This window comes from Haladaptatus sp. AB643 (assembly GCF_024136975.1).
GTDB lineage: Archaea > Halobacteriota > Halobacteria > Halobacteriales > Haladaptataceae > Haladaptatus.
Window position 1 is genome coordinate 151,003 of sequence record NZ_JAMYJW010000010.1, and the last position, 23,344, is coordinate 174,346.

22 protein-coding genes are annotated in these 23,344 nt (G+C 59.0%); 14 read left to right on the top strand and 8 right to left on the bottom strand.

Annotated elements, in window-relative coordinates; translation table 11 throughout:
• Positions 1-74: 74 nt before the first annotated feature.
• The 3 genes from NKF25_RS18360 to NKF25_RS18370 all read right to left on the bottom strand — a co-directional run bounded on the left by NKF25_RS18360 (position 75) and on the right by NKF25_RS18370 (position 1,886).
• Positions 75-218, bottom strand: a complete 144-nt coding sequence (locus tag NKF25_RS18360) for a hypothetical protein (RefSeq protein WP_253228094.1) — start codon at positions 216-218, stop codon at positions 75-77.
• Between the two features lie 167 nt (positions 219-385).
• Complete coding sequence (locus tag NKF25_RS18365) at positions 386-976, bottom strand: SHOCT domain-containing protein (protein ID WP_253228095.1); 591 nt, start codon at positions 974-976, stop codon at positions 386-388.
• Between the two features lie 43 nt (positions 977-1,019).
• Entirely contained in the window at positions 1,020-1,886 is an 867-nt protein-coding gene (locus NKF25_RS18370; RefSeq protein WP_253228096.1) for a universal stress protein, read from the bottom strand.
• A 243-nt stretch (positions 1,887-2,129) separates the two neighbouring features.
• On the opposite strand from NKF25_RS18370, the gene NKF25_RS18375 reads away from it, so the two are divergent.
• The 13 genes from NKF25_RS18375 to NKF25_RS18435 all read left to right on the top strand — a co-directional run bounded on the left by NKF25_RS18375 (position 2,130) and on the right by NKF25_RS18435 (position 17,305).
• Complete coding sequence (locus tag NKF25_RS18375) at positions 2,130-3,917, top strand: SLC13 family permease (protein WP_253228128.1); 1,788 nt, start codon at positions 2,130-2,132, stop codon at positions 3,915-3,917.
• Positions 3,918-4,133: 216 nt separating this feature from the next.
• Complete coding sequence (locus tag NKF25_RS18380; RefSeq protein WP_253228097.1) at positions 4,134-4,697, top strand: hypothetical protein; 564 nt, start codon at positions 4,134-4,136, stop codon at positions 4,695-4,697.
• A gap of 106 nt (positions 4,698-4,803) precedes the next feature.
• Positions 4,804-5,721: a hypothetical protein gene (locus NKF25_RS18385; protein WP_253228098.1), complete on the top strand. Its 918-nt coding sequence runs from the start codon at positions 4,804-4,806 to the stop codon at positions 5,719-5,721.
• A 114-nt stretch (positions 5,722-5,835) separates the two neighbouring features.
• Positions 5,836-6,036, top strand: a complete 201-nt coding sequence (locus NKF25_RS18390; RefSeq protein ID WP_253228099.1) for a hypothetical protein — start codon at positions 5,836-5,838, stop codon at positions 6,034-6,036.
• 66 nt (positions 6,037-6,102) lie between these two features.
• A complete protein-coding gene (locus NKF25_RS18395; protein ID WP_253228100.1) occupies positions 6,103-7,245 on the top strand; it encodes a glycosyltransferase in 1,143 nt (380 codons plus the stop codon).
• A gap of 94 nt (positions 7,246-7,339) precedes the next feature.
• Entirely contained in the window at positions 7,340-8,464 is a 1,125-nt protein-coding gene (locus tag NKF25_RS18400; protein ID WP_253228101.1) for a glycosyltransferase, read from the top strand.
• Entirely contained in the window at positions 8,464-9,147 is a 684-nt protein-coding gene (locus NKF25_RS18405; RefSeq protein WP_253228102.1) for a glycosyltransferase, read from the top strand. Before NKF25_RS18400 ends, NKF25_RS18405 begins: the two co-directional genes overlap by 1 nt.
• Positions 9,144-10,067 carry a hypothetical protein gene (locus NKF25_RS18410; RefSeq protein WP_253228103.1) on the top strand — a complete coding sequence of 308 codons (924 nt, stop codon included), beginning with the start codon at positions 9,144-9,146 and terminating at the stop codon, positions 10,065-10,067. The genes NKF25_RS18405 and NKF25_RS18410 overlap by 4 nt, the downstream gene beginning before the upstream one ends.
• 5 nt (positions 10,068-10,072) lie before the next feature.
• Positions 10,073-11,389 (top strand): sulfatase-like hydrolase/transferase, encoded by a 1,317-nt coding sequence (locus NKF25_RS18415; RefSeq protein WP_253228104.1) that lies wholly within the window; start codon positions 10,073-10,075, stop codon positions 11,387-11,389.
• 31 nt (positions 11,390-11,420) lie between these two features.
• Entirely contained in the window at positions 11,421-12,893 is a 1,473-nt protein-coding gene (locus NKF25_RS18420; RefSeq protein ID WP_253228105.1) for a polysaccharide biosynthesis C-terminal domain-containing protein, read from the top strand.
• A 59-nt stretch (positions 12,894-12,952) separates the two neighbouring features.
• A complete protein-coding gene (locus NKF25_RS18425) occupies positions 12,953-16,000 on the top strand; it encodes an oligosaccharyl transferase, archaeosortase A system-associated (RefSeq protein ID WP_253228106.1) in 3,048 nt (1,015 codons plus the stop codon).
• Positions 16,001-16,214: 214 nt separating this feature from the next.
• Positions 16,215-17,147, top strand: a complete 933-nt coding sequence (locus NKF25_RS18430) for a DUF368 domain-containing protein (RefSeq protein ID WP_253228129.1) — start codon at positions 16,215-16,217, stop codon at positions 17,145-17,147.
• Between the two features lie 41 nt (positions 17,148-17,188).
• Positions 17,189-17,305 (top strand): rubrerythrin-like domain-containing protein, encoded by a 117-nt coding sequence (locus NKF25_RS18435; RefSeq protein ID WP_253228107.1) that lies wholly within the window; start codon positions 17,189-17,191, stop codon positions 17,303-17,305.
• On the opposite strand, the gene NKF25_RS18440 is transcribed toward NKF25_RS18435, so the two are convergent.
• Together NKF25_RS18440 and NKF25_RS18445 are read right to left on the bottom strand one after the other, a co-directional pair.
• Positions 17,286-17,597 carry a hypothetical protein gene (locus tag NKF25_RS18440; protein WP_253228108.1) on the bottom strand — a complete coding sequence of 104 codons (312 nt, stop codon included), beginning with the start codon at positions 17,595-17,597 and terminating at the stop codon, positions 17,286-17,288. The two genes, NKF25_RS18435 and NKF25_RS18440, sit on opposite strands and share 20 nt — an antisense overlap.
• Positions 17,598-17,677: 80 nt before the next feature.
• Complete coding sequence (locus NKF25_RS18445; RefSeq protein WP_253228109.1) at positions 17,678-18,247, bottom strand: plastocyanin/azurin family copper-binding protein; 570 nt, start codon at positions 18,245-18,247, stop codon at positions 17,678-17,680.
• A gap of 113 nt (positions 18,248-18,360) precedes the next feature.
• Here NKF25_RS18445 and NKF25_RS18450 point away from each other — a divergent pair, with 113 nt between their 5' ends.
• The gene (locus NKF25_RS18450) at positions 18,361-18,999 is read left to right on the top strand and encodes a hypothetical protein (protein ID WP_253228110.1); all 639 of its coding nucleotides are present in this window, start codon (positions 18,361-18,363) and stop codon (positions 18,997-18,999) included.
• Here the strand turns inward: NKF25_RS18450 and NKF25_RS18455 are convergent.
• The 3 genes from NKF25_RS18455 to glpA are packed head-to-tail and all read right to left on the bottom strand — an operon-like array spanning position 18,992 to position 23,266.
• Positions 18,992-20,320: an anaerobic glycerol-3-phosphate dehydrogenase subunit C gene (locus NKF25_RS18455; RefSeq protein WP_253228111.1), complete on the bottom strand. Its 1,329-nt coding sequence runs from the start codon at positions 20,318-20,320 to the stop codon at positions 18,992-18,994. The two genes, NKF25_RS18450 and NKF25_RS18455, sit on opposite strands and share 8 nt — an antisense overlap.
• A complete protein-coding gene (glpB, locus tag NKF25_RS18460; protein WP_253228112.1) occupies positions 20,317-21,609 on the bottom strand; it encodes a glycerol-3-phosphate dehydrogenase subunit GlpB in 1,293 nt (430 codons plus the stop codon). Before glpB ends, NKF25_RS18455 begins: the two co-directional genes overlap by 4 nt.
• Complete coding sequence (gene glpA, locus NKF25_RS18465) at positions 21,599-23,266, bottom strand: anaerobic glycerol-3-phosphate dehydrogenase subunit GlpA (RefSeq protein WP_253228113.1); 1,668 nt, start codon at positions 23,264-23,266, stop codon at positions 21,599-21,601. Before glpA ends, glpB begins: the two co-directional genes overlap by 11 nt.
• Between the last annotated feature and the right edge of the window lie 78 nt (positions 23,267-23,344).

Below are 23,344 nucleotides of genomic sequence, written 5' to 3' on the forward strand. Positions count from 1 at the left end.
GGGATGGAGGATAAGGATTGTCCGACCGAGAGAAGGGGTAGCACGCTCGAATCCACCACTTCGACGCGGGTTCGTTACTCCCCGGGCACGGCGTAGGGATGCCCTCGCCGTGGCTTCCGTTTCCGGAGGTAGAAGGCGTAGACGATGATGGCACCGATGATGGGCGGAATGAAAAAGGCGAGGAACATGCCCACGGCCCACATGTCGGCTGTCTCCATACCGCGGCCTTTCGCGTCCCGATAGATCTACACGGCACAGATAACGGCGAGCGGAATCGCGAGGAACCACGGGATGACGATGTGAATTCCGGCCATGAGAGACGGTCGAAACGATTGGCTATATGTCTTGTCGTCTCCTTGCGAGTTACGATTCCGTTGCGTATTCGTCACGATTCCGTCTCGTACTCGTCCCCGGAGAACGCGCCCCGTTCGATCGACTCTTCGGCATTTTCGACGGTGCTCGTCGCTCGCAGTCGGTCGTACTTCCGGTCGAACTGTTCGTCGGTGAGTTCGCCGCGAGCGTACCGGTTCCGGAGCGCGACGACCGCCTCGTCCTCCGTCTCCGTCGTCAACAGTCGTTCGATGCCGCGTTCGAACTGGGCCTCGCTAACCGCTCCGTCGGCGTACTGACGGCGGAGATGGGCGAGTGCCTCGTCCGTCGCGTGTGTGGGACGCGACGACCTTGGAAAAGACGATTCCGGTGAACCCGTTACAGACGATTCCGATTCTGGTGAAACCGATTCCGGGGAATTTCGTTTCGACTCGTCGTATCGAGTATCCGTGAAACGAGCGGATCGTTCGTCACCCCCCAAATCTCTTGCTACAATAGACAGCGTGACTGGGAGAACCATGAGTATCCAAAACACCACAGCAAGCGTCAGATTCCCGGCGAGAAACGTCACGACTCCGAGACCGAAGACGAAGAGCGTGGTGAGCCCAAAGGATTGGAATCCGCTCTTGGTTTCCGAATCGGTCATTACCGAACCGTCAATGTGATTGGATAAAAACGAATCGGCGCGATCACTCCTCCCCCGAATCGCGCACGGTGAGCACGGGAATCGTCGCCCGTCTGAGCACCGTCTCGGCCACGCTCCCCATCACGAACCGGTCGATGCCGGTTCGACCGTGGGTTCCCATGACGATGCAGTCTACGTCGTGGTCGTCTACGTAGTCGAGGATTTGCTCGGCAGGGCGTCCGTGACGGGTTTCCTGTCTGGCCTGCGCACCCCCGCTCGTGACCCGCGAGACGGCGTCATCGCACGCGCGCTTGCTCTCGCTCTCCATGAGTTCCATGAGCGACCCTGATCGGGCGACCCGCGAATCGATGACGTAGAGGACGTGGACGAACGCGTCGTACTCGGCGGCGAACTCGGCACACTCGTCGATCGCTCGCTCCGATCCTTGGGTTCCGTCGATCGGGAGGAGGACGTTCTCGTACTCCGTCGTCGTCGGTTCGTCGGTCGTCCGAACCGTCAAGACGGGGCACTCCGAGAGTCGACTCACTTTGCGCGCCGTGCTCCCGACGACGTAGGATTCGAGGCGACCGTGTTTACCGGTCCCCATCGAAATCAGGCCGACGTCGTGGTCGTCGGCGTAGTCGAGGATTTCCCGGAAGGGAACGCCCGCCTCCATCGCTTCCGTCACCGGGACGTCGTACTCGCGCGCGCGCTCGGCGACTGCGGCCGTCGCCTCTTTCCCTTCCTCTTCGAGCAGATCGACGAGGCCGGAAAGCCCCTCGTCGGCGTTCGCCACTCCCAGTTGCGGCATGTCGATGACGTACAACGCGTAGACCGTCGCGCCGGTTTTCGCCGCGAGTCGTAACCCGTGCTCGATGGCCGCGTCCGTCGCCTCCGCGCCGTCGGTCGGTATGAGAATCGAATCGTCCATCGTCGTGGGATTCTACGGCGATGGACTTCAATCGATTTCCCCCGGTATGCGGGCGGCACGATACACCAACGAGCCTGTTCGATGGATTTTGTCGTCACACCGTGAACGATTGAGGTAGGGATTTGTCCGGTTCCGTCGAATGAACAGTGGGGTGGCACGTGAGCAGTGCGACGCGTCCACGGGGGTGTATGAATGTTGGTTCCGCTTCAAACAGGTGTCCAAATCCCACCGATAACGAACAGTATGCTCGTCGTCTTGGGAATCATCCTCCTCGCGTTCGTCCTCTTCGTCACCGAGTTGTTTCCCGTGGACGTGACGTCGCTCATCATCCTCGTCGTTCTGATGGTGTTCGGCCACTGGACCCACGTGTCGCCGACGGAGGGACTCTCCGGGTTTTCCAACGAGGCGACGATCACGGTCCTCGCCATGCTCATCCTCAGCGAGAGCGTGCGCCAAACGGGTGCGGTACAACTGCTCGGCCATCGCGTCGCGGGTGTCGTCGGCGACAGCCAGTTCAGACAGGTGTTCGCGACGGTCGGCATCGCCGGGTCCGTGTCGGGGTTCATCAACGATACGCCGGTCGTCGCCCTGCTCGTGCCCTTCGCCTCGGACCTGGCCCATCGGGGCAACACGTCGCCGTCGAAATTGATGATTCCGCTCTCCTACGCGGCCATGCTCGGCGGCACACTCACCCTTATCGGTACCTCCACGAACCTGTTGGCGAGCGGCCTCGCACAGCAACTGTTGGGGCGCTCGCTCGGCATTTTCCAGTTCACGCCGGTGGGCGTCGTCGTCCTCATCACCGGGGCGCTCTACCTCGTCTTCATCGCGCCACGTTTGCTTCCGGAGCGTGTTCGGCCCCGCGAGACGCTCCTGGAGGAGTACGAAGTCGAGGAGTATCTGGCCGAACTCGTCGCGCCGGAAAACTCGCCGCTCGTCGGGACGCCCATCGCGGACGTGCCGACGGAAGCCGGGTTCGGCGGCGAAGTGAAGGAGGTCGTCCGGGAGGATACCGTCCTCTCGCCGTTTTCCAGCAAGCCTGTGGAACCGGACGACCTCTTTCTCATCACGGCGAGTCGGCCCGATCTCACATCGCTCATCGAAGCCGAGGCGTTGAACCCGTTGCCGACGGTGGGACGCGAACCCGCAGTCACCGAAGAGATGCCGGACGACGGTGCGGAAAGCGTCCTCATCGAGGTCGTCGTCCCGACCGATTCCGCGCTCATCGGCGAGACCATCGCGACGAGCACGACGCTCCGGCGTTACGACGCGACGCTCGTCGCCCTCCAGCGCGGTGACGTTCGCCTGCCGCGCGTCCGCGAAGCCGAGTTCACCGTCGGGGACCTGCTGTTGCTCCAACTGCCCGCCGACGAACTGGAGCGCGTGGCCGAAACGCGCGACCTCATCGTCGCCCGCGAACTCCCGCGGGAGGACTACCGCTACGACAAGATACCCGTCGCCATCGCCATTCTCGCGGCCGTCGTCGGGTTGGCGGCGCTCGGATTCCTCGAGATTCAGGTCGCCGCGCTGGCGGGCGTCGTGGCGATGGTCCTCTCCGGGACGCTCTCGCCGACCGAACTGTACGAGGGCGTGGACTGGACCGTCATCTTCCTGCTCGCGGGCGTAATCCCGCTCGGCATCGCCATGGAGAACACCGGCACCGCCGCGTTCCTCGGCGCACTGGTCGCCACCTCCAGTCGATTTCTCCCGACCATCGCCGTTCTCGGGGTGTTCTACGTGACGACTGTCGTCCTGACCAACATCATCAGCAACAACGCCACCGTCGCGCTCATGGTCCCCGTCGCCATCAACGCCGCCAGGGAGATCGGGGTGAATCCGCTCGCGTTCCTCCTCTCCGTGATGTTCGCCGCCAGCGCCGCGTTCATGAGCCCCGTCGGCTACCAGACCAACCTGTTCGTCTACGGCCCCGGCGGGTACCGATTCACCGACTTCGCCCGCGTCGGCGTGTGGTTGCAGATCATTTTGGCGATCGTGACGCCGATAACGATCGCGCTCTATTTCGGGCTGTGACGGCGAGTTGGGCTGTGACGACGGGGTGGGTTCGGTTTTCTCGTGAGCGTCGCTGCCGGGAGAAACGGATCGAAGAGTCACAGCGGTTCGCTACGAACCGGTGATTTTGATCGGTTCACGGTTGCAATCACCGAGAATACTACCCCGAAAGCCCCCGTCCGTCTCCGAATCCGAAAAAACGACACGTTAATCTCCTCGGCGTGACACGGTGTACCTATGCGGGTTCGAGAATGGCAGGATGTCTTACAGGACGTTGTTGACCGCCGAGTCGACCCTGAAGGGTGGCGAGCCGCGGGGGGAAAGCGGGCAGGTGGTGTCGGCGAGGATCTGTATCTCGGCCATCCGAAGGCAGGCCTCTACCATTTGAAGACGTACGCGAAAAACCCCTACCAGGTCCGAGGCGTCGGCACGCAGGTCGCCCGGAAGCTGGATGACGAAATCGGAAACTTCCTTCCGGAAAAGGAGTACCGTGGCGGACGGTTCGCGGTCCAGAATCCAGAGGAGAAACATCCGGAGAAAGACGAGATGGAGGCACGGGCAAAGCGCGTCGAAGAGACCATCAAGGCACACGCGGACGCGCCGACGTCCGGTGCCGACCTCTTCGACGACGTGATGGAGGCTCTGGAGAGCCCGGCGTTCGGACCGATGGAGTTCGACGGGTACGACCGTCCGGAGACCGTCTCGGATCTGGAGGAGACGTTCGAGGAGTCCGAAAAGCTCCTGAACGAGGAACTGGACGACCTCATCGACGAGGACGAGGTCGGACGCGGGTTCCAGTAGTTCGGCGGGCCGAATGGTATTTCACTCGCGCGAAACAGGTTGGATTTCTCATGGGTGGCGAAACCGATAGTAGTGTCGAGCGAGTACGACACTCAGTGACCTTCGGATGCGCGTGACTCCCCCCGACATCGCAGTGCCCGATGGAAGAAACGGCGGCCGAGTGATCGCACTCATCGGCATTCTGTTGTCCATCGTCGTCGTCATCGACCCACTCGTTCGTTCCGGGTCGGTGTGGTTCCCGGAGTTTATCATCGAGATGACGCTCTCAGCGATGCTGATCTACGTGGGCTATCGACTCACGCGAAGCGACATCGATGCGAAAACGCTCCAAAAAGTGGACGTTTCCTGTTTCAAGGGAATGCTCGCACTCGGCGGGTTCGCGGCGGGCGTCATCGTCACCGCGAAAGTCTCGGGGTGGCACATCTCGAACCCCTATTTCCTCGTCCAAACGATGGTAACGAGCGGCGCGCTGTTGGGACTCGTTATCGGCGTCGCCGGGATGGTCGCACCGCTTCGCACCGGGTCGAAAGGTGGGGCGTCGAACGAGTCGAACGACGATTCGAACACCTCGGGTACTGGGACCGGTTCGACGAACCCGAGCGGTTCGACCGATTTGCCGAACGCGACCGGTTCGGCCGGTTCGAACGATTCGAGGCCACCCCTCGCCGCCGACACGGACAGTGACGAACTTCCTGCCATTCCCGAGAGAGCTATCGCTACCGACGGGATCCAAGCACCTTCCGGCGTGGTCGATGATTGGCTCGAAGTTCTCGCTGACAGGAACTGTCGGTACGTGCTTCGAATGGCGATGAACGCACCGGACGGTGTCCTCACGATCGAGGAGCTAACCGCTACCGACGAACTACGAAAGCGCTCGCTCGAAACCAACCTCCGGCACATAACCCTGCCGAAACTGTGGGACCTTCACCTCATCGACTACGACGAACGGACGGGAACGATTCGCTACGATAGCCACCCCGCGTTCGAGGAACTGTTCGAGACCGTCGAACGGTATCGACAGTAGTCCAGTCCGCACCATCTCGCCAGGATTTAAGCATCTCGCTCGCTCCGTTCCTTTCATGCGGGCAGTACATTCGAGTGACGACATACCAGTAGTGCCGACGGATCGGGTGCGATAATGGTCGGACCGACTTCGAAGGAGGAACGCTCGTCCGCGATGTTACGCCTGAAGATCGCCATCGTCCTGCTGGTCGGCGTGTCCGGCGGTCTCATCGCCTTTCACGGCGGGGCGACGCCGGTCGTTCTCGTCGGTGCGATCGTCGGCGGTCTCATCCTCGGCGTTCTACTGACGTGGTATCTGAGCAGAATCACACGCTGATTTCGACGGACGAACCACCCGCCACCAATCCATAGATGTTTAAAACAAAACGCCCAACGATCGGACATGAACCGGCTCGCAAAGGTTGCGGCGGTCGTCATCGCCGTCGCCGCGATTCCGTATTTTTGCTTCCTCGCGCTGTACGGATTCCTTCGCCCGGACGGCTCACCCGCCCGGAAACGGCAGGCTGAACCGACCGTAAGCATCATTCTTCCGACATACAACGAGGCGGACATCATCGAGAAGAAACTAGACGACCTGCTCGAACTCGACTACCCGATGGAGAAGGTCGAACTCGTCGTCGTGGATTCGAGCGACGACGAGACGCCCGCGTTGATCCGCGAATATTTCGCCGACCGCGAACACCCGTCGCTGAACCTCATCGAAGAGAACGAGCGGCGCGGACTCGCACCCGCGCTCAACGACGCTTACGCCGCCGCCGAGAACGAGATGGTGGTCAAGACCGACTGTGACTCATACACCGCGAACGACGTGCTTCGCGTCGCGGCCGCGAACCTCGCCGACCCGGAGGTTGCCGCGGTGACCGGGCAGAACGCGGACGTGCTCGGCGGGAGCGAAGTCGAGGCGGGCTATCGTGGCGTCCAAGCACACATCCAGACGCTCGAATCGCATCTCGACTCGACGCTGATATTCCACGGGCCGTTCTCGGCGTTCGAGAACGACGCCATCGTTCCCATCGACCCGGAGTCGCTCGCCGACGACACGGAACTCGCGTTGAAGATTCGTCGCAACGGCAAGCGCGTGATCTTCGACCCGGAGATCCGCTACAGTGAAGCGTCACATTCGGACTTCCGAAAACGACGTCTCCAGAAGGATCGCCGCGGTATGGGATTGATTCGGCTGCTCGTCCAACACCGCGATGCGCTCGGGAAACACGGAAAATACGGCGGCGTCGTGCTTCCTTTCAACTGGTGGTTCATGATCGTCTCGCCGTGGCTACTCGCGCTCGGAATCGGACTGCTGACCGGGGCCGCACTGGTCGCGGCGGGACCGTTCGGTCTCGTCGTCCCCGGTGTGCTCGGTGCGTTCGTCAAACTCGGCGGGAGCGATCGACTCGGCCCGTTTCAGCCGATATACGCCATCTTCGACACGCAAGTCTCGCTGTTCCGCGCGAGTTTGGAGTTGTTACGTGGCGAAGGCGACGGAACGTGGGAAATAGACGAAGAATTGCGGGAGGCGTTCGAGTGAGACGACAACTGAGGACGTAATTATCCGAAAGTAATCGTTAAGAGAGCGAGTAAGAAGGCTTATATATTCTAAGATGACTGGAAAATCGTAAGGAATGTCGGACAAATTACCCTCGGTTGCTATTCTTCACGACCGATTCCCCCAAATCGGTGGTGGGGAAAAATTCGCTATCGAGGCAGCTCGGACGCTCGATGCGCCGATTTATACGATGTACGTCTACCCCGGTACCGAAATTCCGAACGACGTTCGGGTGGTTCCTATCAAACAGAAAAAATACACGCGTGGGCTATCGGGCCGCCTACTCGCGTGGAAAAACGAGGGATCGAACCCCCTCGAAACGCTTTCGGTGGCGATGGACATGACCGATGCGCATCCCGATCTCACGGAGTACGATGTTATTCTGGAGAGCGCTCCGCTGTCGAAACATTACGTCCCGACTGTCGACCAGCGGATAGTCCACTATCCGCACAGCCCGCCACGGTGGTTGTACGACCTCTACCGGGACCGAATGGAATCGTTCGACTACCCTGGTGTCCGGTTCGCGCTGAAGACCTACGCGAAGTGGTGGCGCGCGCTCGACAAGGAGGCGAACGATTACGTCGATACGTTCGTCGCCAACAGTGAACTGATTCGGGACCGCATCGAGCGGTACTACGACCGTGAGGCGGAAGTCGTCTATCCCCCCGTGACCGGCGATTGGCGCAACGAAGGGGACGACGGCTACTTCGTGACGTGGTCACGACTTGCGCCGGAAAAACGGATGCCGCTGCTCGCAGATGCGTTCACCGAGCTGGACGAACGTCTCGTCATCGCCGGAGACGGTGCGGACCGGACGAAGCTTGAACGCATCGCACGAGGTCACGACAACATTGAAATCAGAGGATTCGTCGAGGACATTGAATCGCTCGTAGCACGTTCAACGGCAGTCATCTACGCGCCGGTGCAGGAGGACTTTGGACTCGTCGGTGCCGAAGCACTGATGGCAGGAAAGCCGCTTCTCGGCGTGAACGAAGGGTTCACGAAATATCAGGTCGAGGAAGGCGTGACCGGCGAGTTGTTCGAGCCGAACGTGGACTCGATACGGAAGATCGTTCGAGGGTTCGATTCGATGGAGTATGATGGCGATACGATTCGAGACCAAGCGAAAAAATATCAGTACGAGGTTTTTCAGCAACGGTTAAGAGATGTGATCAAAAATCTAAAGGAAGACGATTCATAATGGGAGACCCTGTCTTACGACCGATTACTGCGGAAAACCCTACCGTGAGCGTGATCATCCCGACGATACCATCGAACGATCATTCGAATGTGATCGCCCATCTCGAATCCTCGGAGTACTCGAATTTCGAGATAATAGTGGTGGAAGACAAGACGATTAGTGTTTGTAAGGCGAGAAACGTTGGACTCCGTCGGGCCAATGGAAATATCGTGGCGTTCACCGACGACGACTGCGAGCCGCCGTCCGACTGGCTCAAAAATATCGTTGCACATTTCTCAGACAACGAAACATTAGTGTGTCTTGAGGGACCCGTTGGAGGAGGATTGACGTACAACGGGCGGCAAATGTATCCGACCTGTAACCTCGCCGTTCGTCGCGATGCCGCGCTTCGTGTTGGTGGTTTTCGGGAAGAATTCGAGTACTGGAGGGAAGATACCGAATTCGGATGGAGATTGGAGGAAGTTGGTGATTTTTTGTTCTCAGAAAACGTTCGAATGAGACATCCACCACAGTCGCGCTCAACGATTGTCAGATCAAATGAACAACGATTGAAACGGGAATACCCACGAAAATATGAGCGAGTCATCGTTCCAGACACCATTCATGGTCGAGTCAACGATTGGCTCTGGCGCAGGGGATTTTGGAACGCCGTTGACCGAGTTCGATATGGGTGGTTTGCATGACTATATCTGAGTGGATCAAAGCTAGCGTCAAGCAAACCCGGGAAGATGGAATTCGAAGAGGTGTTTCTGAGGCGATGTACCAATTCTACGTCGGAGGATGGCGGCGACTTGGCCGATTTTCATCGACGGGTGAGTCAATATTTGAGCGGGATTGGGACTTATTGATTGTTCTCGATGCGTGTCGATGTGATCTCATCGAGGAAATCGATGACGAGTACGATTTCTTGTGTGAAAATGAAGGATTTGTTTCTCTTGGGAGCGGCTCAGAAGAATGGATGAATAAAAACTTTTGTGACGACTTCCAGGAAGAAGTGAGTCGGACTACATATGTCTCTGGTAACGTGTTCACACGTCGGTACGCGGAGCCAAACGAATTCGCCATGTTAGATGAAGTGTGGAAATACGGTTGGGACGACGGACATGGAACGGTTCTGGCAGAGACGATAACGGACAGAGCAATCGAGATAAATAGAAGCAGAGAGGTTGATCGGTTGATCGTTCATTATATGCAACCACACACGCCGTCAGTGCCAGATCCGCTAGGCGAAGGAATGACGGGGAATCCAGATACGACTCTTGCGTCTCCAGAATCGTCGTTAGATAGGCTAAGATCCGGAGAATTAGCGAGGAAACGCGTGTGGAAATCGTACAAAGAAAATCTAAGATATGTTCTCAACAGCGTTGCAGTACTTCTCAACAATATTGATGCCAAAAAAGTAGTGATATCCGCAGATCACGGGGAGTTGATGGGTGAATGGGGATTATATGGACATCCGTGGCCCGTTCCGATACCATCTCTGAGACGCGTTCCTTGGTATGTTTCCAGTGCATCAGATAACGAAACGTATGAACCGACCATCGAACCAGACGATGAAATGGGGAATGTAACCGAAAAACTCGAATCACTTGGCTACAAGTGACCACTATGTCGAACATTGCACTTGTTGTTCTAGACACATTACGAAAGGATAGATTTGATGACTATTTCGATTGGCTACCGGGCCATCGATTCGAGCGTGCATTTAGCACCTCCCATTGGACAGTACCAGCACATACATCAATGTTCACTGGAAAATATGCTAGCGAGGTAGGAGTGTACGCCAACGCAGAATCGTTGGACTGTGAGGAAACGGTGCTTGCTGAACGGTTATCTGAGAACGGGTACTCAACGCGAGCATTCTCAGGGAACGTGAATATTTCAAAGGCGTTTAAATATCATCGAGGTTTTGATGAATTCATTGGAAGCTGGCGTCTGAAAGCAATGTCCGAGAACGTCTTCGACTGGGATGGTTTTATCGCCGAAACACAGCATGAAGGCCCACAACGCTACGTGAAGGCACTTTATCGTTGTCTCGTTGATGACTGTGATACGATATCGTCGTTAAAACGTGGTGCTCTGTTGAAACTTCGTGACATAGGAATCGGCGAGAAAACCCGTGATGACGGTGCGACAGCAGCGTTGGATTTCGTTCGAAAAACGAATTTCCACGATCAAGAGTTTCTTTTTATGAACCTAGTGGAGGCACACACACCGTACCATCCCCCTGCCGAATTTCAAACCGTTGAACCCCCATCGTTGAACGGTCTGTTCGCAACATTGAACGGTGGACCAAAGGACGATCCACATCGAATCAAGCAAGGGTATTCAGATGCTTCCCGATATCTCTCTGTAATGTACGAAAAAATATTTGAAGAACTTCAGAGCCATTTTGACTTGATCATAACCGTGAGTGACCATGGTGAATTGCTTGGGGAGCACAACGCATGGGAACACGCGTTCGGAGTATACCCTGAACTCACACACGTCCCGTTCTCAATATATGATGGATCTAATGGCCACGTATATGACGAATCCGTTAGCCTCCTTGATGTACACGCAACGATTCTATCAGAGGCGGGTATCGATGCACCGTCAAGAGGGCGTGATTTACGGAATGTCGTTGAGGACGGAGAATTCATAAGCGAGTATCATGGTATCAGCGATCGTCACTACGAATCCATGGCCGCGCATGGTTTTTCCGACATTGACTTCCTTCAAGAGGAGCTAAGCGGGCTCATAGATGGTAGCTACTACGGATACGAAACACCTGACGGATTTCAGAGCTACGGATCTGGCACTCATGAGCGACCGCAAGGACGGCTCAAAGAAGTCGTCGAATCGCTGAATAAGAGATCAGCCAAGCAAGAAAAGGGGATTGACGATAGTGTTCTTCGGCAACTACAAGATCTCGGGTACGCATAAAAGACGTGGTACATTCCAATTAAAGACGATAATGACGGATATATCCGAGGTCAATCTTGGCGGAGAAACCGTGAAGGCGACTGTCGCGAAGTTCGCAATGGCGGCAAGCGGTTTTGTCGGGATGATATTGTTTGCACGGTTGTTAGGCCCTACTTCGCTCGGAGGATTCTATCTCTTACTGGGCGTCGTAAAAATCGCCGATAGACCGATACACGGATGGTCGATCGCCGCTAAAAAGCGGTTCTCCGAATACGAATCCTCCGAGAGCTCGGTTGTTGGTGCACTGGTAGTATTCGTTGCAGTTTGGCTCATTGTTGTTGCGACTGTATCGTTCGCTCTCTCGTTCCAGCTTCGAAAGTACACGGGACTGAAAAACGCACCGATGTTATTCTTCATTCTACTTGCTTCAGAACCACTGTACGAACCGTTCGAAAAGTTACTTCAGGCGAGAGGTCAAATCGGGTTGGCAGCTTGGTTAGATGCCGTTCGTTCCTATCTTACACTTCCGTTACAGATATTTTTCATACTCTCCGGGTTCGGTGCGGCAGGTATGGTTTTTGGACTGGCAGGAGGAACACTGATTACGATCCCTGTCGTGGTTTATTTCCTCGCAGTATCGCCTACTTTCCCTTCCCTTTCCATCCTTCGGAGTTTAGCAATATATGCAAGGTATAGTATCCCATCTAGCTTTTTCAGCACAATTTACGACCGATTCGACGTTCTTCTGCTTGGAATTCTCTTAACATCATCTATTTCAGTCGGTTACTACGAAGTAGCCGCAAAGTTAACGCTTCCATCTCTTTTTGTTAGTACTGCTGCCGCAAGCGGTTTAATGACGCGTGTGAGCTTCTATCGAAGCAAACGGCAGGATATTACTGAGGATATTGAAAATACGTTAGCGTTTGCAAGCGTACTTGCAGTCCCGATCTTCTTCGGAACTCTTGTGCTTCCCAAGGAACTCGTTGTGACTCTGTATGGACCGGAATATGCACCGGCAGCACCATTTTTAATTGGAATTTCAGCTTATAATGTATTCAAATCTCAGAACGCACCACTGACACAAGTTATCAATGGTTTAGATATGCCGGAAAGAGCGATGTATGTATCCGGTACCACACTTGCGATAAATATCGCCATTGGCGTCCTATTGGTTCTCCGTCTTGGTCCAATCGGTGTCGTCATAGCGACACTCATCGCAGAGCTTGCTCGATACATCCTCTTATCGCTCATCATTCGAAAATACATCCCTGGAATGAATCTTATCCCTCGAACGATATGGCAACAATTCGGTTCGGGAGTAATTATGTCTATGGCTGTTTTGGTAATCCATCAGATGGTACCAATCCGATCATGGTTTGGTCTCACTATCCATCTTGTAACTGGATCAGGAATATATGCAATATCTCTGATCATAATGAGCGATCTGTTCCGTTCTACTATCGGGAGCGTCCTCCGAGGCTCCCAAATAGAGCAATTCGTCCCGAATCCCGTACTAGAGTGGTAATCCGATAACTCGTTGTACTATCATAAGGCTTATGCGCGTTTTGCCAAATTCTCCACCAGATGAGCCAAGGCACCGAACAGGTCGAGGACACCTCCACGTCGGCTACTTCAGTCCTCGACTATATCGAACACTGGTACCACATCCCTGTACTCGTACTGTTACTGGGATTCATGTTGTGGGTACGCCTCCAATCGTACGACAACTTCCTTATCAATGGGAAGGTGTACCTCTCCGGTAACGACGCGTGGTATCATCTCAGACAAGTACAGTATACAGTCAATCATTGGCCCGCGACGATGCCGTTCGATCCCTGGACGTACTATCCGTTCGGGACGAGCGTCGGTCAGTTCGGAACGTTTTACGACCAACTCGTCGCCACGGCGGCGCTGATCATTGGGCTGGGGGACCCGTCCCACCACACGGTTGCACTGACGCTCCTCGTCGCGCCAGCGGTCTTCGGCACGCTCGTCGCCGTCCCGACGTATCTCATTGGGAAGCGACTGGGCGGCCGACTGGGCGGCCTCTTCGGCGTTCTCGTGTTGGCGCTCATTCCGGGAGTCTTCTTGAACCGTGGTTTGGTCGGATTCTCGGACCACAACATCGTCGAACCGTTCTTCCAGACGTTCGCCGTGCTGGCGATGATGATCGCGATTTCGGCCGCGGAACGGGAACGGCCCGTCTACGAACTCCTCTTGGACCGTGATTTCGCGTCGGTACGCCGACCGCTCGGCTACAGCATCCTCGCGGGGATTGCAACCGCGATGTATCTCTGGGTGTGGCCGCCGGGCGTCCTCCTCATCGGTATCATCGGCGTCTTCTTCCTGCTGAAACTGACGGCGGACTACGTGCGTGGTGTCAGTCCCGACCACCTCGCATTCGTCGCCTCGATCAGCATGGGTGTGGCCGGGTTCCTCTTGCTCGTCCCGCTCGGAACGATTGCGTTCAGCGCGACGAAGTTCTCCCTGCTCCAACCGTTCATGGCGTTCGCTATCGCCATCGGCGCGGGATTCATGACGTGGTTGGCGCGCGAATGGGACGACCGGAACCTCATGACCGCGGGCTACCCGCTGGCGATCTTCGGTATTATCGCCGTCGGTGCCCTCGTCGTCTCAGTCGTTCTTCCGCACCTATTCAACCTGATTCAGACCAACCTCGTTCGCTTCGTCGGGTTCAACGCGGGCGCGGCACAGCGCACCATCGGTGAGGCGAAACCGTTCCTGAGTAGCGGCGACTCGCTGACGTCGGCGGTCGTCCCCCAGTACGGTTTGATGTTCTTCACGGCCATCATCGGCGCGTTGGTGATGGTGTGGCGGTCGGTGTCGTCGAACGAGAACGACGCCGAAAAGATGCTCGTGCTCGTGTGGTCGGCTTTCATCCTCGCCGCCGCGTTCACGCAGGTGCGCTTCAACTACTACCTCGCGGTTCCGGTCGCGGTGTTGAACGCCTACCTCTTCGGGTGGGTGCTCGGCCTCGTCGGCTTCGGAAAATCGACCGGCCAAACGATCCGAAACGCCGAGCTGTATCAAGTGCTTGCCATCTGTTTCGTCTTCCTGCTGGTCGTCCCCGGACTCGTCATGCCGATGTCGGTCGGGGGGTCACAGACCTACACGGCACAGACGGTCGGTAACAACACCGGACCCGGTGCGATCACGCAGTGGGAAGGCAGCCTGCAGTGGATGCAGGGCAACACGCCACAGGAAGGCAACTACGGTGCCGGAAACAACAGCTCGATGGCCTATTACGGCACGTACACGCAAGGTGACGGCGACTACGACTATCCGAACGGGTCGTACGGCGTCATGTCGTGGTGGGACTACGGCCACTGGATCACCACCAACGGGGAACGGATTCCGGACGCCAATCCGTTCCAGGAAGGTGCGACCACCGCTGCGAACTATCTGCTCGCCCAGAACGAGTCACAGGCCAACGCCATCCTCGACAACATGGGCGATTCGAACGAACAGACCCGCTACGTGATGGTCGATTGGAAGATGGTCGAGACGAAGGGACAGAGTGGGAACGTCAAGTTCTTCGCGCCGACCGTCTTCGACGACAACGTCTCGTCGAGTGACTTTGTCGACTACATCTACACCAACAGCAGTTACATCACCCAACACAAGCAGGCGTACTACAACAGCACGATGGTTCGCCTGTACAAGTACGACGGGAGTTCCGTCGATGCGCAACCCGTCGTGTTGGACTGGGATCTGACCACGTACCAGGGTCAGACGTACAAGATCAATCCGCAGGTGAAGAAGTTCGACACGATGAAGGAAGCCCGTCAGTACGTCAAACAGGACGGCTCCTCGCAGATAGGCGGTATCGGACCATATGCGAGCGAGGACATCCCGGCGCTTCAGCACTACCGTGTCGTCCACGAGAGCCAATCCACCGCGCTGCGCTACGGATCGACGCACTACCAGGTGTTCGCACAGCGGGCACAACTCCTGCAACAGGCTAACGTCTCCGTTCAGGATTACTTCCGCACGTCACCCTCGTGGGTGAAGACGTACGAGCGCGTTCCCGGCGCGACGGTGCAGGGAACCGGTCCGGCGAACACCGAAATCACCGCGTCGGTGCAGATGAAATCCGCCACCGGCGGCACGTTCACCTACACCCAGAAGGCGACGACGGACGCGAACGGGAAGTTCACCATGACGCTCCCGTACTCCACGACCGGCTACGACAAGTGGGGAACGGACGAGGGGTACACGAACACCAGCGTTCGTGCCAACGGTCCGTACGAGTTCTCGACGCCGAAAACGCTCGGTGACGGCGGGGTCACGTTCAAGAACGCGACCGCGCAGGTCTCGGAGGGCAAGGTCATCGGCGAGGATAACTCGCCGGTGACGGTGTCGGTCACGAACCAGCAGACGGTTCCGGTCGAGGGCGCGAACAACTCGTCCAGCAACAACTCTTCGGCCGGTTCCGCACCGAGCAACGCGACGGGCGGCAACTCCTCGGCCGGAAACGGTTCGGTCGGCGCGAACAACTCGACTAACAGTTCGACCAACAGCAGTTCGCTCCCGAGTCCCGCGGCACCATCGACGCGCGCCGGTCTCGTCGGCACCTTCGCGGCCGCGATGGTCGTCTCGCGTCGGGACTGAATCGGATTTCGCGTTTTTCGTTCGTCTCGATTTTCGTTCGGTTTCCCGTTCGATTTCCCGTCGTTTTCCCTTGTCTCTCGGCTCACACGTTCCAGCCCACATCCTCATATCAGTGCCTGCCGTAGACACCGCCGTGACTGGAGACGAACGCGAGTCCGGTAGCGTCGAGCGCGGATGGGAATCGTTTTTTGATTCGACCGGAAACCCCGGGGCAATGCGTGGCCTGCTGACTATCTACCTGAAAGGAGTCTGCATGGGGTCCGCCGACGCGGTCCCCGGCGTCTCCGGCGGAACGATCGCCCTCATCACGGGAATCTACGAACGGCTCATCTCCGCCGTCGCGTCCTTCGATCCACGAATCGTGCCGAGCATCCTTCGAGCGTACGACCCGGACGAGCGCGCGGCCGTCCGCGGGATGCTTTCGGAGATGGATCTCCCGTTTCTCCTCGCACTGGGTGCGGGAATCGCAACGGCGGTCGTGGCGGTGACGGGTGCCGTCACATGGGGAAGCAAGCATCATCCCGTGATCCTCTACGGCTTCTTCTTCGGCCTCATCGCCGCGTCGGCCATCGTCCTCTACAGCGAGGTGTCGATAAACACGCCGGGGCAAGTCGGTGCCGCAATCGCGGGCTTCGCCATCGCGTTCCTCATCGCCGGTGCGACCGAATCGGCGACCGGCGCGACGCCGCTTCCGTTCGTCTTCGTGACCGGGATGGTCGCCATCAGCGCGATGATCCTCCCCGGCGTCTCCGGGGCGCTCATCCTCATGCTCCTCGGGCAGTACAACTACCTCTCCGAGAGCCTGCACGGGTTCAAGGACGCGCTCGTCGGCCTCCTCGACGGCGGATCGATCGCGTCCGTCGTCACGCCCGGCGCGGTCGTGGTGACGTTCATGGTCGGTGCGCTCGTCGGGTTGTTGACTATTTCCCGAATCGTGTCGTGGGCGCTCGAACACTACCGGGCGGCGACGCTGACGTTCCTCGTCAGCCTGATGGTCGGGGCGCTTCGCTACCCCGTCGAAAAGACGTTCTCGTCGTCGTCGTTCGCGTGGACGCCGACGGTACTCGGCGCTGCGATCGTCGCCGCGCTCGTGGGTGGGGGTGCCGTCCTCCTGCTCGATTACACCACCGACGACCTCGACTACTGAGTGGGACAAACGTTAACTTACTGCATGGCATAGGACGCTCGATGACCGCGACATACGAATGTGAACAGTGTGGTAACCGCGTGAGCGCGCTCCGGCACCCGGGCGAATGCCCGGACTGCGGTTCCGAGTTGCGAAACGTCAGCGTTCCGCGTGAGTAACTTCCTTCGAGAGGGTAGGTAGTGAATCGAGGCTATCCGTCACGGCGTCGATGTCGTCGTCCACCTCGATCAGATAATTCCCGGCATCGGCGGTCGTGACCGCGCCGTCCGGCGTCGATTCGATGTATCCCTCCTCCTCCAGAAGCCGAAGGGACGCACGAATCTCGTGGTGTTCCCGTTCGGCGGTCCGCGATAGCCGTCGAATCCCTATCGGACCATGTTCCCCCACGAGAAGGAGAACCCGATGGGTCCGCTCGATTATCTCGATTTCGTGGTAGAGGGAGTCAAACATGTCTGAACACTACCGTCGCTCCACAAAAGCGTTCCTCCGAAGCGACACTGTGTGAAACAGTACCGTTCGTAGTCGCGTGGCTACCCCGACGGTCGCATCCCATCATCGGTCCCGACCCGCATCAACAACAGCGCGAAGAGCAGCGGCGAGAAGACCGCGAGGATGATCGCGGCGGCGAAGACGTACGCGTCGGCCGGGATGTTCGCGTTCGAACTCGTCGCTTCCTTTTTCGCGCCCGGAATCTGCACCTTCCCGACCATCGTCGTCGGATGTACTTGACAGCGGTACTTCACCATCTCGGGCGTGGCGGTGAACGTCAGCGACTGCGTCGCTCCCTTCTGGGACATCTGTTCCGTCCCTTTGATGACGTTCCCCGAGGAGTCCAGCAGTTGGAAGTTGTGCGGCTGGCCGTCGAGGTTCGTCCAGATGACCTCGTACTTCTGTCCGGCCTTGAGCTTCAACGTCGGGTTCTTCTTCCCGGAAATGCTGGACGGTTGCTGTCCCTGCCAGCCCATGACTTCGCCGCCGAGTTTGATGGTCTTCGTCCCCTGTGCATCGGCGGTACCGCTGCTCGCGGCGGCGACGGTCCCCGCCGCCATCGTCGTGAGAAAGGCTCGCCTCGTCTGGGTCCTCGTTTGCTGTCGTGACATCGTACCCCCTACTTCGTTCACGACGGGAACCGGCAAGAAGGTTCAGGGTCCCGAATCCTGGCTCGAATGTCCGTACAAAAAACTATTCAGCGGTGAGGAGTGTACTCGTCACGATGAGCGAGGATACGGTGGGAGAGGTGAGCACGTTCCTGTGGTGGCTCGGCTGGCGACCCTTCGCCGGGGTTTTGCTCGGCGTCATCCTCGCGGGCCTCTTCGTCGTTGCGAAACCGACCCTCGCCAGTCTGGCCGTCGGTGCACTGATCGGACTCGGCCTGTGGTACACTGGGACGAAGGAGGTAGACCGGACGTACTGGACCCTCCTCGACGACCACGCGGAGTACACGAAACAGGTCGTCGAGGGCCTACGGAACGACCGGCCCCACGGGACCTGCTACACGCTGAACTACAGTTCAGGTACGTCGCTGTGGGTGAAACCGGACGAGCGATACTTCACGACCCACGCCCTCGTCGGCGACGAGTCGGTCACGTTTCACGAGGGCGTCGGCGTCGATATGAAACGTCGGATTCCGTACGTCAGGAACGACTTCACCGAAATCCGTTACGAGTGGCTCTCCTCGATACAGTACGAACGGCCGTACGTGCGACTCGAACTGACGAGCGGGAAGTCGATCCGCTACCGTGCGAACGACGCGCCCGACGCCCTGTTCGACGACGTGCGCGCACACATGCAACGCCGTCCGCAGGATACCGCCGAGGAAAAGGGAGAAACGATTCAGCGCGAGTTCAACTGACCAGCGCCGCGTCCAGCACTTCCAGCGGGTGGCGAATATCGTAGCCCGTCCCGTGTTCCATCTGCATCGCGCAGGTCGGACACTCGGTCATGCCGGTTTCGCCCTCGGCGTCCTCCATGTGCTCGAACATCTCCTCGCCGATTTTCATGGACTTGTCGTACTTCTCCTCCTTCCAACCGTACGTGCCGCTGATGCCGGAACAGGAGTCGCCAACGTCCACCGGGTCGGTGCCGTCGAGCGCCGACAGCAGTTCGACGGCCTGTCCGGCGAGTCCCTGATTCCTGGCGTGACACGGCGCGTGATAGGACAGCGTTCCGAACTCGGACTCCGGAACCGACGACTCCGCGAGCGCGCCGTCCAGGTCCTCGTTGACACGGAGGTATTCGAGCGCCTCGTAGGTGTTCGACGAGACTTTCTCCGTGCCGTCGAACGAGTAGAGTTCCGGATACTCCTGCCGAAGCGACATCGAACAGGACGTACACGAACAGATGACGTCGTACCCCTGCTCGACCAGCGCGGCGAACGTCTCGATGTTGAACTTCGCCGCACGCTCGGCATCGTCCAGCATCCCGTTCGCGTACATCGGCGTGCCCGAACAGCGTTGGTCGGGCACGACGACCTCGTAGCCGAACTCCTCGAACACCCGGATCATCGATTTTGCGACCTCGGGCGTGTTGAAGTTCGAGTAGTCGCCGTGGAAGTAGGCGACTTTTTTGTCGGCGTCCTCGCCGTCGTCCCGATTTCGCTCGGCTCGTCGCTTCGAGGCGGCGTCACCACCTCGTTCGTCCCACCAACTGGTGAACGTCTGCTCGGCGAAGGCGGGGAACTCGCGTTCGCCCGCGATGCCGAGCAGTTTCTCGTAGACGGTCTTCGTCACGTCGAGGCCCATCACGAAGTTGGTGATCCGGGGGAACATCGCGCCGAGCGGCGCGAGTCGGCCGTAGTTCGCCAGGATGCGGTTGCGGATGTACTCCCGCGAGAACTTCGACATCTGCTTGTCCACGTAGTCGCCGCGCGCGGTATTGTGCATGCCCGAGAGGGGCACGTTCGACGGGCAGGCGCTGTCACAGCGCATGCAGTTCGAACACGACATGATCGAATCGTCGATGTCGTGGTCGTCCTTGCGCTTGAGTCGCCACTGTTCCGGCCCCTGAAACTTCGGCCCCGGGAAGTCGTCGTCCACTTCCGCGACGGGACACTCCGTGTCGCATGTCGAGCACTTGTAGCAGTCGTCGGACCCCGGTCTGAGGTCGAGCGGTTCGCCTGTAAACACGTCGCGTAGTTCGGCCGCCTCTCGGCTGCCCGTTTCCTTCTCACTCATGGATTCACATTCACCTGTTCGCCCGCAAGTCGTCCGGCAACGACGCCCGTCGAAAGCGAGACGCCGCTGCCCGATTTCTCCGCCGCGAAGTCGTAGCCGCCGAGAACCCCGCCGGCCGCGCGGAGGTTCCCGAACTCCGGTTCGCCCGCCGAATCGAGTGGGCGCAGTTCGTCGTCCACGTCCACCCCGAACCGCGGGAAAGCGTGGTCGCCGAACGCCTCCTCGTCCGACCAGTCGTAGCGGTCGTCCGGTGCGGGGATGTAGCAGTCGAAAATCGGTTCGGAGACGCGTTCCCGCGTCGAGTCGATACCCTTCCCGACCAAGCCGCCGGTCGCCAGCACGAACTGGTCGCCGTGGAACGGGATTGCCGCGCCGTTTCGCTCCACGACGACGGCTTCGATGTCGTCGTCATCGTCCGTCTCGAAATCCACGACCGGATTTCCGGACGTGGTTCGAACATCTGCCTCGACGAGAGCCTCGTGAAACGCCGTTTCCAGGCGCATACCCGGAATGCTCGGCGGTCCCATCGGCACCTCGAACACGGCCGCGTCGAGTTCGGATTCGAGGCTGGCGATCACTTCTTCGGTCCGCTCCTCGCCGAGCAACGCCGGGAAGCCGACGCGCTCCGCGCCGTCGAGGTGCGGTTCGACCGCATCGGCGAGCGCGGTTCGGATCGGGAGGGATGCGGACACGCCGTCTCTCGATTCCTCGATTCGCTCGTTTTCGTCCAGCGCGTGGGCGAGCCGCGTGATTCGAGCGTCGGTCCTGAAATCGCCCGGAAACGCGACCGTCGCGCCGTGGACGTCGAACGGAACGTCGGCCGAGAGAGCCTCGGAGGCCAGTGGTGCGTCGAAGTCCACCACTGTCTCGAAGCCGACGAGCAGGGTGTCCCGGTCGTCGCTGGCGAGTCCGGCCGCGGTCGCGGGCGGGTATCTCGCGGTCGGTTTGATTTTCCCCCCGAAGGTGGGAACGAGGGCGTTTCGGTCGGTGTGTGCCCCCTCGTAATCGGCCACCGAATCGAAGAGGTCGAGGCCGTCGCGGACGCCGTCCTCGCCGACGATTCGGTAGGGATGCTCGTCCGGAAGCCCCGAAATCGCGTCGAACGGGTTCGGGACGAGTCCGTCGGCGTCCGTGTACCCCAGCACGTCCACGAGGCCGCTCGCGTGCCGGAGCGTGCTCTCCTTGTGCGAGAGCAGCCTGACTTGGGCACCTTCGCGGGCCGCCGAAAGCGCGGCGCTCATCCCGGCGATGCCGCCGCCGATGACCACCACGTCGTCCTCAATCGCCACGCTGGCCTCCGTCGAACGCCGCGAAGTCGATGTCTTCGGTAGTTTCGTCGCGGTTCATCGTCGTCGCGTGAAGGGCGTAGTTCAGCGCCCCCTGTGAGAGCTGTTCGCCCCACAGGCCGTGGCGCTCGCCCTTCCAGCGCTCCTGAAACAGTTCGTCGAGGGCTTTTCGAGATGTGGGTTCGTCGTACTCCGGATGGAGTTCGTTCGCCATCCGGTGACAGCAAATCCCGCCCTGACAGTTGCCCATCGAGGACCGGGTGCGGATGCGAACCGAGTTCAGGTCGGACCCGGCCCCCTCGATGGCGTCGTGAATCTCCGCGCGGGTGACGGCCTCGCATTCGCAGATGGTCGGGTTCGGATCACAGCTTTCGAGCACGCCCTCGGCGCGACTGCCGAGTCGCTGGACGCTTCTGCGGCCGATGGGCGAGCGCAGACCGAACTCCTCCATGTAGTCGTGAAGCAGGGTAAAATCGTGACTGCCGGGGAGCGGTTCGTCGGCGGTGTGGCAGGTCGCCCTGACGCCGAGTCGGTCACAGACGTGGTCGGAAATCTTCTCGGCCATCATCCGGTAGGTGGTGAACTTGCCGCCGACGATGCTCGCCATCCCCGACAGGTCGTCGCGCTCCTCGTGGTCCAACAGGAAGAAGTCGCGGGTGATGTCGGTCGGGTCGGTCGTTCCGGTCCCCGGCGGTTCGTACAGTGGGCGAACCCCCCAGAACGTCCGGATGGTCCGAGAATCGCGGAGAATGGGGACGAGTTTCGATAACTCGTCGATCATCATATCCACTTCCCAGCCTTCCTCGGGGTAGTTTTCCGGGTCCTCGACCTCCTCGTCCGTGGTGCCGAGAATCGCCGTCGTCTCGTGCGGGACGATGATGTCGGCGTCGCCCTTGGGTCGGCAGTGGTTGATGACCGTGTCCACCTGTCGGCAGTTCATGACCACCATCGCGCCCTTGGACGGACGAACTTCGACGTCCACGCCCGCCATCTCGCCGAGTTGTCCGGCCCACGCGCCCGTCGCGTTGACGACGTACTCGGCGCGGATTTTCTCGGTCGTTCCGGGACGGGAATGGTTCCGTTTGCCCGGCCCGCTCGCATGGCGGACTTCGACGCCCGTCACGTCGCTTCCCTCGACCAGCACGTCGGTCACTTCCGCGTGCGTTTCGATTCGCGCGCCGTGCATCTCCGCGTCGGCGGCGTTGGCCACGCAGAGTCGGAACGGGTCGATGGCCCCGTCGGGGACGGAAATCGACCGTTTCACGTCCCCGGTCAGGTAGGGTTCCTGTTCGCGCGCTTCCCTGGCGGTCAGTTCCTCGGCAGGGATGCCACAATCGCGACAGCCCTGTAGCTTCTCCTCGAAATAGTCGTCGTCGTCGCCCTCCAGTTGTACGAACTGGCCGCCGGTCATCTCAACGCAGTGACTGGCGATGTCCCGGAGGACGCGATTTTCCTCGATACACTCCTCGGCGCTGGCTTGGTCGGAGACGGCGTACCGACCGCCGCTGTGGAGCAGACCGTGCATCCGCCCCGTGGTCCCGTGGGTGAGGTTGCCCTTCTCGACCAGTGTCACGTCGAGGCCTCGCATGGCGAGGTCTCGGGCGATTCCAGTGCCCGTGGAGCCACCCCCAATCACGAGCACATCGGCGTCAGTTGCCATGTATGACGGTTCGTTGGAATCCACTTTAGTTTACCGACAGTAGCGGTGGTATAGATAAAATACGGTCCGGCGGCTCGA

Excerpts from the sequence above, each read along its gene's own strand:
- NKF25_RS18420 (WP_253228105.1), top strand. The coding sequence starts at position 11,421 with ATGACGGATATATCCGAGGTCAATCTTGGCGGAGAAACCGTGAAGGCG.
- NKF25_RS18435 (WP_253228107.1), top strand. The coding sequence starts at position 17,189 with ATGACCGCGACATACGAATGTGAACAGTGTGGTAACCGCGTGAGCGCG.
- NKF25_RS18445 (WP_253228109.1), bottom strand. The coding sequence starts at position 18,247 with ATGTCACGACAGCAAACGAGGACCCAGACGAGGCGAGCCTTTCTCACG.
- NKF25_RS18380 (WP_253228097.1), top strand. The coding sequence starts at position 4,134 with ATGCGGGTTCGAGAATGGCAGGATGTCTTACAGGACGTTGTTGACCGC.
- NKF25_RS18390 (WP_253228099.1), top strand. The coding sequence starts at position 5,836 with ATGGTCGGACCGACTTCGAAGGAGGAACGCTCGTCCGCGATGTTACGC.
- NKF25_RS18430 (WP_253228129.1), top strand. The coding sequence starts at position 16,215 with ATGCGTGGCCTGCTGACTATCTACCTGAAAGGAGTCTGCATGGGGTCC.
- NKF25_RS18450 (WP_253228110.1), top strand. The coding sequence starts at position 18,361 with ATGAGCGAGGATACGGTGGGAGAGGTGAGCACGTTCCTGTGGTGGCTC.
- NKF25_RS18410 (WP_253228103.1), top strand. The coding sequence starts at position 9,144 with ATGACTATATCTGAGTGGATCAAAGCTAGCGTCAAGCAAACCCGGGAA.
- NKF25_RS18440 (WP_253228108.1), bottom strand. The coding sequence starts at position 17,597 with ATGTTTGACTCCCTCTACCACGAAATCGAGATAATCGAGCGGACCCAT.
- NKF25_RS18375 (WP_253228128.1), top strand. The coding sequence starts at position 2,130 with ATGCTCGTCGTCTTGGGAATCATCCTCCTCGCGTTCGTCCTCTTCGTC.
- NKF25_RS18370 (WP_253228096.1), bottom strand. The coding sequence starts at position 1,886 with ATGGACGATTCGATTCTCATACCGACCGACGGCGCGGAGGCGACGGAC.
- NKF25_RS18365 (WP_253228095.1), bottom strand. The coding sequence starts at position 976 with ATGACCGATTCGGAAACCAAGAGCGGATTCCAATCCTTTGGGCTCACC.
- NKF25_RS18415 (WP_253228104.1), top strand. The coding sequence starts at position 10,073 with ATGTCGAACATTGCACTTGTTGTTCTAGACACATTACGAAAGGATAGA.
- NKF25_RS18455 (WP_253228111.1), bottom strand. The coding sequence starts at position 20,320 with ATGAGTGAGAAGGAAACGGGCAGCCGAGAGGCGGCCGAACTACGCGAC.
- glpA (WP_253228113.1), bottom strand. The coding sequence starts at position 23,266 with ATGGCAACTGACGCCGATGTGCTCGTGATTGGGGGTGGCTCCACGGGC.
- NKF25_RS18385 (WP_253228098.1), top strand. The coding sequence starts at position 4,804 with ATGCGCGTGACTCCCCCCGACATCGCAGTGCCCGATGGAAGAAACGGC.
- NKF25_RS18395 (WP_253228100.1), top strand. The coding sequence starts at position 6,103 with ATGAACCGGCTCGCAAAGGTTGCGGCGGTCGTCATCGCCGTCGCCGCG.
- NKF25_RS18425 (WP_253228106.1), top strand. The coding sequence starts at position 12,953 with ATGAGCCAAGGCACCGAACAGGTCGAGGACACCTCCACGTCGGCTACT.
- NKF25_RS18400 (WP_253228101.1), top strand. The coding sequence starts at position 7,340 with ATGTCGGACAAATTACCCTCGGTTGCTATTCTTCACGACCGATTCCCC.
- NKF25_RS18405 (WP_253228102.1), top strand. The coding sequence starts at position 8,464 with ATGGGAGACCCTGTCTTACGACCGATTACTGCGGAAAACCCTACCGTG.
- NKF25_RS18360 (WP_253228094.1), bottom strand. The coding sequence starts at position 218 with ATGGAGACAGCCGACATGTGGGCCGTGGGCATGTTCCTCGCCTTTTTC.